Annotated in this window: 14 protein-coding genes; 7 read left to right on the top strand and 7 right to left on the bottom strand. The window is 71.0% G+C overall.

Annotation, left to right across the window (positions count from 1 at the left end; genetic code table 11):
* Window positions 1-5: 5 nt before the first annotated feature.
* From efeB to map, 3 genes are all read right to left on the bottom strand, one after another.
* Window positions 6-1,283, bottom strand: coding sequence for an iron uptake transporter deferrochelatase/peroxidase subunit (efeB, locus tag ACZ4WQ_RS02700; protein WP_398369955.1), 1,278 nt, complete (start codon window positions 1,281-1,283; stop codon window positions 6-8).
* A gap of 13 nt (window positions 1,284-1,296) precedes the next feature.
* Window positions 1,297-2,424 carry an iron uptake system protein EfeO gene (gene efeO / locus ACZ4WQ_RS02695; RefSeq protein ID WP_398369956.1) on the bottom strand — a complete coding sequence of 376 codons (1,128 nt, stop codon included), beginning with the start codon at window positions 2,422-2,424 and terminating at the stop codon, window positions 1,297-1,299.
* A gap of 157 nt (window positions 2,425-2,581) precedes the next feature.
* Complete coding sequence (map, locus tag ACZ4WQ_RS02690; RefSeq protein ID WP_311730078.1) at window positions 2,582-3,439, bottom strand: type I methionyl aminopeptidase; 858 nt, start codon at window positions 3,437-3,439, stop codon at window positions 2,582-2,584.
* Window positions 3,440-3,509: 70 nt separating this feature from the next.
* Here map and ACZ4WQ_RS02685 point away from each other — a divergent pair, with 70 nt between their 5' ends.
* Window positions 3,510-3,779, top strand: a complete 270-nt coding sequence (locus tag ACZ4WQ_RS02685; RefSeq protein ID WP_311730077.1) for a hypothetical protein — start codon at window positions 3,510-3,512, stop codon at window positions 3,777-3,779.
* A 13-nt stretch (window positions 3,780-3,792) separates the two neighbouring features.
* Here ACZ4WQ_RS02685 and ACZ4WQ_RS02680 read toward each other — a convergent pair whose 3' ends face one another.
* Genes ACZ4WQ_RS02680 through ACZ4WQ_RS02670 form a run of 3 tightly spaced genes read right to left on the bottom strand, consistent with a single transcriptional unit; the run spans window position 3,793 to window position 6,021 of the window.
* Window positions 3,793-5,103, bottom strand: a complete 1,311-nt coding sequence (locus ACZ4WQ_RS02680) for an MFS transporter (RefSeq protein WP_398369959.1) — start codon at window positions 5,101-5,103, stop codon at window positions 3,793-3,795.
* Between the two features lie 60 nt (window positions 5,104-5,163).
* Window positions 5,164-5,769, bottom strand: coding sequence for a hypothetical protein (locus ACZ4WQ_RS02675; protein WP_385351288.1), 606 nt, complete (start codon window positions 5,767-5,769; stop codon window positions 5,164-5,166).
* A 54-nt stretch (window positions 5,770-5,823) separates the two neighbouring features.
* A complete protein-coding gene (locus tag ACZ4WQ_RS02670) occupies window positions 5,824-6,021 on the bottom strand; it encodes a DUF5708 family protein (protein WP_311730074.1) in 198 nt (65 codons plus the stop codon).
* Window positions 6,022-6,360: 339 nt separating this feature from the next.
* Between ACZ4WQ_RS02670 and ACZ4WQ_RS02665 the strand changes: the two genes are divergently transcribed.
* The 6 genes from ACZ4WQ_RS02665 to ACZ4WQ_RS02640 all read left to right on the top strand — a co-directional run bounded on the left by ACZ4WQ_RS02665 (window position 6,361) and on the right by ACZ4WQ_RS02640 (window position 11,791).
* Window positions 6,361-7,473 (top strand): exo-alpha-sialidase, encoded by a 1,113-nt coding sequence (locus ACZ4WQ_RS02665; protein WP_398369962.1) that lies wholly within the window; start codon window positions 6,361-6,363, stop codon window positions 7,471-7,473.
* A complete protein-coding gene (locus tag ACZ4WQ_RS02660) occupies window positions 7,470-8,825 on the top strand; it encodes an ABC transporter substrate-binding protein (protein ID WP_311730072.1) in 1,356 nt (451 codons plus the stop codon). Before ACZ4WQ_RS02665 ends, ACZ4WQ_RS02660 begins: the two co-directional genes overlap by 4 nt.
* Window positions 8,822-9,760: a carbohydrate ABC transporter permease gene (locus tag ACZ4WQ_RS02655; protein ID WP_398369965.1), complete on the top strand. Its 939-nt coding sequence runs from the start codon at window positions 8,822-8,824 to the stop codon at window positions 9,758-9,760. Before ACZ4WQ_RS02660 ends, ACZ4WQ_RS02655 begins: the two co-directional genes overlap by 4 nt.
* Window positions 9,757-10,698, top strand: a complete 942-nt coding sequence (locus ACZ4WQ_RS02650) for a carbohydrate ABC transporter permease (protein ID WP_398369967.1) — start codon at window positions 9,757-9,759, stop codon at window positions 10,696-10,698. The genes ACZ4WQ_RS02655 and ACZ4WQ_RS02650 overlap by 4 nt, the downstream gene beginning before the upstream one ends.
* A gap of 52 nt (window positions 10,699-10,750) precedes the next feature.
* Window positions 10,751-11,491, top strand: coding sequence for an NADPH-dependent F420 reductase (npdG, locus tag ACZ4WQ_RS02645; protein ID WP_311730070.1), 741 nt, complete (start codon window positions 10,751-10,753; stop codon window positions 11,489-11,491).
* A 102-nt stretch (window positions 11,492-11,593) separates the two neighbouring features.
* Window positions 11,594-11,791 (top strand): hypothetical protein, encoded by a 198-nt coding sequence (locus ACZ4WQ_RS02640; protein WP_311730069.1) that lies wholly within the window; start codon window positions 11,594-11,596, stop codon window positions 11,789-11,791.
* On the opposite strand, the gene ACZ4WQ_RS02635 is transcribed toward ACZ4WQ_RS02640, so the two are convergent.
* Window positions 11,781-12,578, bottom strand: a complete 798-nt coding sequence (locus ACZ4WQ_RS02635; RefSeq protein ID WP_311730068.1) for a site-2 protease family protein — start codon at window positions 12,576-12,578, stop codon at window positions 11,781-11,783. The genes ACZ4WQ_RS02640 and ACZ4WQ_RS02635 overlap by 11 nt on opposite strands.
* Window positions 12,579-12,586: the final 8 nt, after the last annotated feature.

Here is a 12,586-nt window from a genome sequence, read left to right as displayed (position 1 = left end):
TCTCTTCAGGAGAACAGCGCCCGGCCCCACCAGTCGCCCGCGTCGCGGACGCCCGGCGGGACGGCGAAGAGCGCCGAACCCACGTGCTGGATGTACTCGTTGAGCGCGTCGTTGCGCGCCAGTTGCTGCTGCACCGGTACGAACCCCTGCCGTACGTCCCGCTGGTACGCGAGGAAGAACAGCCCCGCGTCCAGCCGCCCCAGGCCGTCCGTGCCGTCGGTGAAGGAGTAGCCGCGGCGCAGGATCCGTACGCCGCCGTTGGCCTCGGGGTGGGCCAGCCGGACATGCGCGGTGGGCAGCATCGCCTTCAGGTTCGGCTCGTCGTGCTCGCGCTGCCTGCCGATGGGCGCGCCCTCGCCCTTGGTGCGCCCGAAGACCTCCTCCTGCTCCTTGAGGGAGGTGCGGTCCCAGGTCTCGATGTGCATCCGGATGCGGCGGGCCACCAGGTACGAGCCGCCGACCAGCCACTCGGGGCCGGCCTTGGCGCCCACCCACACATGCTTGTCCAGGGCCGCGGAGTCGGTGCCCGCGATGTTCCGGGTGCCGTCCTTGAACCCCATCATGTTGCGCGGGGTCTGCGCGTCCGGCGTCGTCGAGGACGTCTTGCCGAAGCCCAGCTGCGACCAGCGGATCGCGACCTTGCCCATGCCGATACGGGCCAGGTTGCGGATCGCGTGCACCGCCACCTGCGGGTCGTCCGCGCAGGCCTGGACGCACAGGTCGCCGCCGCTGCGCGCCGCGTCCAGGTTGTCCCCGGGGAACGCGGGCAGGTCGATCAGGGCCTCCGGGCGGCGCCCGGCGAGGCCGAAGCGGTCCTTGCCCTTCTTGTCCTTGAAGAGGGTCGGCCCGACGCCGAAGGTGAGGGTCAGCCGGGACGGCTTGAGCCCCAGCGCCTCGCCGGTGTCGTCCGGCGGGGCCTCGGCGAGCCCGCCGACCGCGCCGCCGCCGACCGCGTGACCCTGCGTCATCCGGGCCGCCGCCTTCGTCCACTCCTTCAGGAGGGCGACCAGCTCGTCGCGGTCGTCGGTGGTGACGTCGAAGGCCGCGAAGTGCAGCCGGTCCTGTACGGCGGTGGCGATCCCGGCCTGGTGCGCGCCGTGGAAGGGCACCGCGGCCCCGCCGTCGGCCACCGGCTGGGCGTCGTCTCCGGAGCCGCCGAGCGCGGCGGCGGTGCCGCCGCCCATGGCGGCGCCGAGCGCGAGGCCCGCGCCGCCCCAGCCGAGCAGCGCGCGGCGCGAGGGGGCGGGGGTCTCCGGGGACGAGGACGTGGTCTGTTCGGTCATGCTCGGCGCGCCCTTACTTCGCCACGGCCGCGGCGAGCTGGGACAGCGGCTCGGCCAGGGCGTTGACCGCGTCCGACAGCTCCTTGCGCTTGGGCTCGCCGACGGTGTCGTACGACACGAACCCGTCGCCCTCGCGGTACTTGTCGAGCAGCTTCTTCACCGCCGCGAACTGCTTGTCCAGATCCTTGGTCAGGGCCGGGGCGTTCGTGGCGGCCACCGGCTTGAGCAGCTGGTACGACTTCTCGGCGCCGTCGACATTGCCCTCGAAGTCGACCAGGTCGGTGTGGCTGTAGCGCTCCTCCTCGCCGGTGACCTTGCCGGTCTGCACCTCGTCGAGGAGTTCCTTGGCGCCGTTGGCCATGCCGGTGGGGGTGATGTCCGCGGTGCCGACCCGCTTCTGCCAGTCCTTGAGGTCCTTGATCAGCTGGTCCGCGAGGGCCTTGTCCTCGGCGGTGATCTTCTTGTCCTTCCACAGGGACTTCTCGAGCCGGTGCCAGCCGGTCCACTTCTGGCCCTTCTCCAGGCCGTCCTCGCGGATGTCCACCTTGGGGTCGATGTCCCCGAAGGACTCGGCGACCGGCTCGGTGCGCTCCCAGCCGACGCGCGAGGGCGCGTACGCCTTCTTCGCGGCCTCCAGGTCACCCTTCTTGACCGCGTCCGCGAACGCCTGGGCCTTCGGCAGCGTCTCGTCGGCCTGCGCCTGGACATAGGTGCGGTAGTCGGCCACCGCGCTGTCCAGCTTCGGGTTCCGCTTGGCGACCTTGCCGCCGGTCACGGTCACCTTCTGCCGGATGCCGCGGCCCTTCATGCCGGGCTTGCAGGCGATCTCGTAGGTGCCCGCCTTGACCTCGGCGGTGATGTTGGCCTTGAGCCCGGAGCCGATGTTCTCCCGCTCGGTGACGATCCGGTCGCCGGGCGCGTACAGATACACCTCGGTGACCTTGGAGCCCTTGTTCTCCACCGCGAGCTTGACGTGCCCGGCCGGGAACTCGGTCTTCGACACCTCGCACTTGTCGTCGGACGCCGTGATCCGGATCGCGTCGGAGCCCTTGGCGTCGGACTTCTCGGCGCAGCCGGACACGGCGGCCAGCGAGGCCACCGCCGCGATGGCGGTGACGGCGGAGGAGCGGGCGGCTCTCATAAACGGACTCCAGTCGAGATCGGGCAGCATGCCGACATGGCGACATGTCGAGACAGGGGCCGGATAGGCCGCCCTAACTTAACTGAGGCTTACCTATCCAGCTCCAGCTCAGCCCCAAGGATCCGTAAGCTAAGAGTAAAAATTAGGCAATACGCGCCTATGGGAGGGTCAGAATCTCCGCGCCTGTGTCGGTCACCACAAGCGTGTGTTCGAACTGCGCCGTCCGCTTCCGGTCCTTCGTCACGACCGTCCAGCCGTCGTCCCACATGTCGTACTCGTAGCTGCCCAGCGTCAGCATCGGCTCGATGGTGAAGGTCATCCCCGGCTTGATCTCGGTGGTGTGATGCGGGCTGTCGTAGTGCGGGACGATCAATCCGGAGTGGAACGACGAGTTGATGCCGTGGCCGGTGAAGTCGCGGACCACGCCGTAGTCGAAGCGCTTGGCGTACGACTCGATGACACGGCCGATGATGTTGATCCGGCGGCCCGGCTTGACCGCCTTGATCGCGCGGTTGAGCGACTCCCGGGTGCGCTCCACCAGCAGCCGCGACTCGTCCCCCACCTCGCCGCACAGATAGGTGGCGTTGGTGTCGCCGTGCACCCCGCCGATGAAGGCGGTCACGTCGAGGTTCACGATGTCGCCGTCGCGCAGCACGGTCGAGTCCGGGATGCCGTGGCAGATGACCTCGTTGACCGAGGAGCACAGCGACTTGGGGAAGCCGCGGTAGCCCAGCGTCGAGGGGTAGGCCCCGTGGTCGCACAGATACTCGTGCGCCACACGGTCCAGCTCGTCCGTGGTGACCCCCGGCGCGATCCGGCTCGCGGCCTCCGCCATCGCGCGCGCGGCGATCCCGCCCGCGATCCGCATGCGCTCGATCGTCTCGGCGTCCTGGACCTCGGGCCCCGTGTACGGGGTCGGGCCCTCCTTGCCGACGTACTCGGGGCGCGGGATCGAGGCGGGGACCGGGCGGGTGGGGGAGATCTTTCCCGGGACAAGAAGCGACTGGCCAGACATGTCAGCGAGTGTATCGGCGGCGCATCGGGCAGCATGGCGGAAGACCGGGAGAGAAGGGCGGGAGACGGCGATGGCGCTGTTCAAGAAGCGGGCCGCGGGGAAGCCGGGCGAGTGGTACTACTGCATCAGGCACCAGAAGGTCGAGGAGGGCCCGGAGTGCCGCGCGGCCGACCGGCTGGGCCCGTACCCCAGCCGCACCGAGGCCCAGCACGCGATGGAGCTGGCCGCGGAGCGGAACGTCGAGTGGGAGACCGACCCACGGTGGCGCGATGAGCCCACACGCGATGAGCCCACGGGCGACGGGGGCACCCCCGGCGGGGGCGCGCGGGACGGCGGCTGACCGCGGCGGGCGCTCACACGGGTGCGTCCGCCGCCTCGCGCCACTCGCGGACGCGCCGCGCGTGCTCGTCCGTGCGCGCGTCGTACGTCATCAGCTTCGGCAGTGTGAGCGCCAGCAGTCCGATGGACGCGACGCACGCAAGACCGCCGGTCCAGACCGAGGCCCGCACCCCCACGAGCCCGGCCATCGAGCCGGCCCGGACCTGGCCCAGCTGCGGCCCCGTCGCGTACGACAGCAGCTCGATGCCCGCCAGCCGCCCCCGCAGCTCGTCGGGGATCGTCTGGTTCCACATCGTCGAGCGGAACAGCCCGCTGACCATGTCCGCCCCGCCCGCCACCGCCAGGCACAGCAGCACCAGCCAGACGTTCGGCAGCCATCCGGCCAGCGCCATCGCCGCGCCCCACAGCGCCGCGCTCAGCACCACCATCCGGCCGTGCCGATGCACCCGTGAGGCCCAGCCGCTGGTCACGCTCACCACCATCGAGCCCACCGACCCGGCCGCGTACATCAGGCCGAGCGCCCAGGGCGCGTCCAACTCGTCGGCGAGGAAGGGGAAGATCGCGTTCGGGAAGGCGAAGAACATGGCCGCCATGTCCACCGCGTAGGTGCCCAGCAGCTCCTTGCGCCGCCAGGCATAGCGCGCGCCCTCGCCGATCGCGCGCAGCGAGGGCTTCTCCGCGTCATGGGCGGGCGGCGCGGGGGTGAGGCCGAGCGCCAGCAGGATCGAGGCGGCGAAGGTCAGCAGGTCCAGGCCGTACGCGAAGGGCAGCCCCGCGTACGCGACGACGATGCCCGCGAGCGAGGGGCCCGCGATGGCGGACAGCTGCCAGCGGATCGCGTTCAGTGCGGCGGCCGCGGTGAGCTGGCCGTGCGGGACGATACGGGCCGTGACCGCGTCGATGGCCGGGCGCTGGAGCCCGGTGAGCGCGCTGGTCAGGGCGGCCACCACATACAGCGGCCACAGCATGGGATCGGGCAGCAGGCTGTTGGCCAGCAGCAGCGCGGCCAGCAGGCCAAGACCCGCCTCGGTGAGCAGGATCAGCTTCCGGCGGTCGACGGCGTCCGCGAGCGCCCCGCCGTACAGACCGAAGACGATCAGCGGGACCAGCTCGACCGCGCCGATCGCCCCGACGGCGAGGGCCGAGCCCGTCAACTCCTTGATCTGGAGCGGCAGCGCAACCATGGTCAGAAAGCTGCCGAAGGCGGTCACCAGCCCCGCGGTCCACATCAGGCGGAAGTCGCGGGAGGAGCGCCAGGGCGCGAGATCGGGCAGCAGGGCGCGCCGACGCGCCCCCGGGGCCGGGGGATGTGGATCGTCCGTCACAAGGGGACATGCTCAAGCGCCGTCCGCGCGGCCCACAAACGAATTATTCACGCCATGCGCTCACCAAGGAGCCGGTGGCGGGGCCGTCAGCCGGTCGGCCAGCCGGGCGAGGCGGTCGCGGAAGCGGTGGCGGCCGGGCGGCGCGGGCAGGCCGTTCTCCCCGGCGGCGGCGCTGACCAGGTGCTGGAGGGTGTCCAGATCGAGGCCCGCGTCGGCCGGGGCGGCCAGCGCGTCATGTGCGAGGGCGTGCAGTTCGGCGTGGCCGCCGTCGAGGGCGAGCACGGTGGCCCCGCTCCGGCGCGCGTCGTCCACCCGCTCCAGCAGCCCGGCCCCCGGGTCGTCCGGCGCGACCACGAGCAGCGTCTCGCCGCGCCTGGCGCGCTCCAACCGGCCGAGGTCGACGGCCAGATGAGCGGGGACCGCGCCGTCGGGGACCCGGTGGCGTACGAGGGTGGGGGACAGCTCGGGCAGACCGGACCAGGCGGCCTCGTCGTCGAGGTGCGCGGCCAGGTGCCAGGGCTCGTACTCCTCGCTGCCGACCAGCAGCAGCCCGCCCCCGTGCGGCTCGACCGAAGCCCGCAGGGACCCCGCGAACCGGCGGGTGGCCCGCAGCCATTCGGTCCCGGCGAGCACATCGCGCAGCAGCGCGACCCGTACGGCGTCCATGGGCCCGGGATCCTGCCGGGCCGCGCGGGGCGGCGGGGGCGAATCGGGCCGGTCTCACCCCTTCGAGCGTTGTCCGGCCGCGCCCAGGTACGAGCCGTAGAGCAGCTGTACGCCACCCCAGCACATCATCACCACCCCGATTTTGGGGAGCTCCACCACGGGGAGTTCGATGTCCCCGGCGAACAACCACAGCGCCAGCCCGACGACGAGGGTGACGCTCCCTTCCAGGAGCTGCTTGTAAGCGTTGGTCATAACGCGACGCTATGAGCCGCCGCCTGGCGGAACCTCCGCCCGGCGGACGAAATCGGTGGCGGCTCCCTGCATCCTTCGACGGATCCACCGCCAAGTGTTCATGTGCCGTCCCTTGACGCTCTGTGAGGCGAACCCTAAGGTCGCCGGACACAAGGGACGTCCTACGTCCGGTCATTTTGGCGGCGGCACTCGATTGCAACGGGGCATCGGCGGGCACGAGCGTGTCTCGGGGCGCTGCGCGGGCTGGACTGAGGAGCCGCGCAGCGACGAAGGAGCGAGCAGCGACGAAGGAAGCCCGCGCGTAGGAGCGCCCCGAGACTGAGCGGGAAGGGGGGTCGGATGGCAAGCGATGTGGCAGCGCGCGCGTACGAGGTCTCCGTGCCGTTCCGGGCGGGGGCCGAGGGCTATGCGAGTTACCGCATTCCGGCGGTGGTGGCGACGCCCGCCGGGACGCTGCTGGCCTTCGCCGAGGGGCGGGTGGGGTCCTCCGCCGACCACGGGGACATCGACCTCGTGCTCAAGCGCTCGGCGGACGGCGGGCGGACCTGGGGGCCCTTACAGGTCGTCGCGCGGAACGGCACCGGCACGGCCGGGAATCCGGCGCCCGTGGTCACGGCGGGCGGCCGGGTCGTCCTCGTCCATGTGACCAACGGCGCCACCGCCACCGAGGACCTGATCCGGCGCGGCCAGGTGTCCGCCGAGGACGGGCGGCGGGTGTGGGTGGCGCACAGTGACGACGACGGGGTGGGCTGGAGCGCGCCCCGGGAGATCACCGGCGAGGCGAAGCGGCCGGAGTGGCGCTGGTACGCCACCACGCCCGGCCACGCCCTGCGGTTACGGCACGGCGCCCGGGCCGGCCGGATCGTCGTACCGGGCAACCACTCGACGCCGCCGACCGCCGCCGGGGACACCGGCGCCGAGGGGAAGTACGACGGCGGGCACGACCTGCTCAGCGACGACGACGGCGCCACCTGGCGGATCGGCTACGTCGAGGACAACCCCGACGGATACATCAACGTCAACGAGACCACCGCAGCCGAACTCCCCGACGGCCGGGTGTACTTCAACACCCGCAGCGACGCCAACGCGCCCGGCAACCGGGCCGACGCCCACTCGTCCGACGGCGGCGCGACCCTCGACAAGCCCTTCAGGCCGCAGGCCGGGCTGGTCGCGCCGGTCGTCGAGGGCAGCGTGCTGCACCTGGGCGACCCGGATGTGGTGCTGTTCTCCGGGCCGGCCGACCCCGGCTACCGGGCTCTGATGACGGTGCGGGCCAGCGGCGACGGCGGGGCCACCTGGCGGCCCGCCCACACCGTCGACGGGCTGCCGGCCGCCTACTCCGACCTGGTCAGGATCGATGAAGAGACCGTCGGACTGCTCTACGAGACCGGCGACTTCAGCGCCTACTCGACGATCACCTTCCGGCGCATTCCGGTGAAGGAGCTGGTATGAGCAAGATGCACCGCCACAGTTCTCACGGTCCCCTCCGGACCCCCGGGCGGCGCGCGGTCCTGGGCGGCGCCGCCGCCGCGGCGGCCGGTTTCGCCCTCGCGGGCTGCGGCTCGGACGACGGGGACGACGAGCCCAAGGGCCGGAAGAAGGGCGAGAAGATCAAGCTGACCTTCTGGTCCTGGGTGCCGGGCATCGACAAGCCCGTCGAGCTGTGGAACAGCAAGAACCCCGAGGTGCAGGTCAAGGTCGAGAAGGTGTCGGCCGTGGACGGCGCCCAGTACGCGAAGATGCACGCCGCGATCAAGTCGGGCAACCCGCCGGACCTCGGCCAGATCGAATACCCGGTCGTGCCCAGCTTCCTGATCGACAACGGTCTGCTGGACCTCACGAAGTACGGGGTCGAGTCGTACAAGGACAAGTTCGTCGGCTGGCAGTGGCAGCAGTCGGTCTTCGGCAAGGCCGTCTACGCCGTCCCGCAGGCGTCCGGTCCGATGGGTCTGTTCATCCGCCAGGACCTGTTCGACGAGTGGGGCGTCGAACCGCCTGCCACCTGGGACGACTACGAGGCGGCGGCCAAGGCGATCCGCAAGAAGGGCGCCTGGATCGAGACCTTCTCGGCGACCAACGGCAACCGCTTCGCGGGCCTGGCCTGGCAGGCCGGGGCGAGCTGGTTCGGCGCCGAGGGCGACACCTGGACCGTGAGCATCGACGACGAGCCCACCCGCAAGGTCGCCGACTACTGGGAGGCGCTGGTCAAGCAGAAGCTGATCAAGACCATCCCGGACCGGCAGAACGCCTGGTACAAGGACGTCCAGACCGGGGCGATCGCCTCCTGGCTCGGCGCCAGCTGGGGCGACGCGCTGCTGGTCGGCAACGCCCCCAAGACCAGCGGCAAGTGGCGGGTCGTGCCCATGCCGCAGTGGAAGAAGGGCGACGGGGCCTTCGCCAACTGGGGCGGCTCCACCACCGCGGTCTTCGCCAAGAGCACGTACCCGAAGGACGCGCTGGCGTTCGCGATCTGGCTCAACACCGACCCCGAGTCGATCAAGCTCCTTATCGACAACGGCTATGGCACCCCCGCCGCCAAGCAGGGCTACACCACCTCCCAGCTGGATGTGCACAAGGACTTCATGGGCGGCCAGGAGTACAGCAAGGTGTTCGACGCCGCGAGCAAGGGCGTGGACACCAGCTGGCGGTGGGGCCCCTCCACCGACACCCTCTACCAGCGGCTCGGCGACGCCTTCACCGCGGCCCTCGGCGACGGCGGCTCGTTCAGGTCCGTGCTGAAGAAGGTGCAGGGCGAGACGATCAGCGACCTCAAGGAAAAGGGACTGAAGGTGACGGCCGGGTGAGACGCCTCACCCGCACCGAGGTCCGCGGCGCCCGGTCGGCGGCCGGGTTTCTGCTGCCTTTCCTCGCGCTCTTCCTGCTGTGCTTCATCGCGCCCATCGGATACGCCCTGTACGAAAGCCTGCTGAGGGTCGAGCGCACCGGCGCGCTCGGCCTCGGCGGCGAGACCAAAGAGGTGTGGGCGGGCCTCTCCAACTACACACACGCACTGGAGGACGACCGCTTCACCGCCGGCTTCGGGCGGGTGCTGCTGTTCGGCGCCGTGCAGATCCCGGTGATGATCGTGCTGGCCACCGGGCTCGCGCTGCTGCTGGAGGCGGCGTCCGCCCGCTGGGTCGGCTTCTTCCGGACCGCCTTCTTCCTGCCGTACGGGGTGCCCGGCGTCATCGCCTCGATCCTGTGGGGCTTCCTGTACGTACCGGGCATCAGCCCCCTGGTGGAGCTGGCCCACTCCGCGGGCTGGGACGTGGACTTCCTGTCCCGCGGAACCGTGCTGTGGTCCATCGCCAACATCGTCACCTGGCAGTTCACCGGCTACAACATGCTGGTGCTGATCGCGCAGCTCAAGGCCGTGCCCGGCGAGCTGTACGAGGCGGCGCGCATCGACGGGGCCAGGGCCTGGCAGATCGCCTGGCACATCAAGCTGCCGCTGATCCGGCCCGCGCTCGTGCTCACCACCGTCTTCAGCATCATCGGCACCCTCCAGCTGTTCGCCGAACCCAAGGTGCTCAAGCCGCTCAGCAACTCCATCGACTCCGGCTACACCCCCAACCTGGCCGCCTACAACGAGGCGTTCACCAGCAACAACCAGCACATCGCGGCGGCCGAGGCGGTGCTGCTCGCGCTGGTCGCCTGCGTGCTGTCCTTCGGCTTCCTGAGGCTCGTGGGACAGCGAGGGCCCAAGCAACCCAAGGGGAAGGACGGGAGGAGCCGGTGAGCGCCCAGGCCACCCAGCAGATCCCGGCGGACGGCACCCCGGCGCCGGGCACCGCGGCGGGCGCGCCGCGCCGCCGCGGCCGCCGCCGGGACGGCCGGCAGCCCCCGCTGCGCTACCGCATCATCACCGTCTCGCTGCTCGCCGTCGCGGCCGTCTACTTCCTGGTCCCCGTCTACTGGCTGGTGGTGTCGGCGACCAAGTCCAGCAGCGACCTCTTCGGCACCTTCGGCTTCTGGTTCCACGACCCGCACCCCATCGACTATCTGCGCCGGGTGCTCACCTACGACGACGGCATCTACGTCCGCTGGTTCGCCAACAGCCTGATGTACGCGGGCGTCGGGGCAGTGGCCGCCACCCTGCTGTCGGCCGCCGCCGGCTACGCCCTGGCCAAGTTCCCCTTCCCCGGGCGGGAGGGCGTCTTCAACGTCATCCTCGCCGGGGTGCTCATCCCGGGCACCGCGCTCGCCCTCCCGCTGTACCTCCTCTTCAGCGAGATGGGGCTCGCCAACACCTACGCGGCGGTGCTGCTGCCCAGCGTGGTCAGCCCCTTCGGGGTCTATCTGTGCCGGGTCTACGCGGCCGCCGCGGTGCCCGACTCACTGCTGGAGGCGGCGCGGATCGACGGCGCGGGCGAGGCGCGGATCTTCTCCACGCTGGGGCTGCGGCTGATGACCCCGGCGCTGGTCACCGTCTTCCTGTTCCAGTTCGTGCATATCTGGAACAACTTCTTCCTGCCGCTGGTGATGCTCTCGGACTCCGATCTGTATCCGATCCAGCTGGGCCTCACCTCCTGGCAGGGGTACGCGGACCGGCAGCCGGAGCTCTACCAGTACACGGTCGGCGGCGCCTTCCTCTCCGTGGTCCCGCTGATGGTCCTGATGGGGGTGTTGCAGCGGTACTGGCGCACCGGGCTCACCGAGGGCAGCGTCAAGGCGTGACCCGGGCCACCGGGGGCGTGTCGGCGTCACCGGGCGTGTCAGTATCGCGGTTATGACTTCTACTGCTGCTGATGCTGGTGATGGTGGGGCGGCCCCCGCGAAGAAGGCCCCCGCCAAGGACCCCTGGGACCTGCCCGACGTCTCCGACCTGGTCGTCGGGGTCCTCGGCGGCACCGGCGACCAGGGGCGCGGCCTGGCCTACCGGCTGGCCCGGGCCGGCCAGAAGGTGATCATCGGCTCGCGGGCCGTGGAACGGGCGCGGACCGCGGCCGAGGAACTGGGCGGCGCGGCGCTCGGCATCGAGGGCGAGGACAACGCGGAGTGCGCGCGGCGCAGCGATGTCGTGATCGTCGCGGTGCCGTGGGAGGGGCACGGCAAGACCCTGGAGTCGCTGCGCGAGGAGCTGAGCGGCAAGCTCGTCATCGACTGCGTGAACCCGCTCGGCTTCGACAAGAAGGGCGCGTACGCGCTCAAGCCCGAGGAGGGCAGCGCCGCCGAGCAGGCCGCCGCCCTGCTGCCCGACTCGCGGGTGACCGCCGCCTTCCACCATCTGTCGGCGGTGCTGCTCCAGGACCCCGAGGTCGAGCAGATCGACACGGATGTGATGGTGCTGGGCGAGAGCCGCGCCGACACGGATCTGGTGCAGGCGCTGGCGGCCCGGATCCCCGGGATGCGGGGCGTGTTCGCGGGGCGGCTGCGCAACGCCCACCAGGTCGAGTCGCTGGTCGCCAACCTGATCTCGACGAACCGCCGCTACAAGGCCCACGCGGGCCTGCGGGTCACGGACGTCTGACCGGGGGCGCCCGCCGGGGCGACGCGGGGCGGGGCATGGGAGGCGGCGGGGCATGGGGGACAATGTCCGGGACTGACACATCCCCGGACAGGAGCCCACCCCATGCCCCGACTGGCCCTCTACGCCCTCGCCGTCTGCGCCCTCGCCGTCGCCGCGGCGGTCGTGTCCTTCGCACAGGGCAGCTGGATCGGCGTCGTGTGGATCCTGCTCGCGGGCGTCTCCTCCAACATGGCCTGGTACTACCTGCGCAAGGCCAAGCTGGACCGGGCCGCGGCCAGGGAGGCCGAGCTCATGGGTTGAGCGAGGGCAGGTGGGGCTCGCCCTGCCAGAAGCGGAAGAACTCCTGACCCCAGTACGTCTCCCACTCCGACACGCCCAGGCCCCGCATCACCGCGTCGATGGAGTCGAAGAAGACGTGGTTGACCTCCGGAATCCACAGCACACCGAACACCGCGATCAGCCCGAACGGCGCGTACGGCTCGACCTGCCGCCGCACCCGGTACGACAGCCACGGCTCGATCACGCCGTAGCCGTCCAGCCCCGGGACCGGGAGGGAGTTCAGGATGGCCGCGGTGACCTGGAGCATCGCCAGGAACGCCAGCGCGTAGCGGAACACATCCGGCACCCCGTCCAGCGCGCCGAGCCAGAACGGCGCGGTCAGCGCCACCGCGAACGCGATGTTCGTCAGCGGCCCCGCGGCCGAGATCAGGCTGTGCTTCCAGCGGCCGCGGATGCGGTGCCGCTCGATGAACACCGCCCCGCCGGGGAGCCCGATCCCGCCCATGATCACGAAGATGACGGGCAGCACGATGCTGAGCGCCAGATGGGTGTACTTCAGCGGGTTCAAGGTCAGATAGCCCTTGGCCCCGATCGATATGTCGCCGCCGTGCAGCGCGGTGCGCGCGTGGGCGTACTCATGGAGACACAACGACACGATCCAGCCCGAGACCACGAAGAGGAACACGGCGAAGCCGGGGCTCGCGGAGAAGTCCGTCCACACCGCCCACGCGGATACGACCATGATCGCGACCAGGGCGAGGAACACGGGGCTGATCCGCCGGTCGCGGCGGCTGACTGCGGTGGCCATGCGTGATG

This window comes from Streptomyces sp. NPDC028305, assembly GCF_055569495.1.
This window is presented reverse-complemented; position numbering and strand designations above follow the sequence as displayed.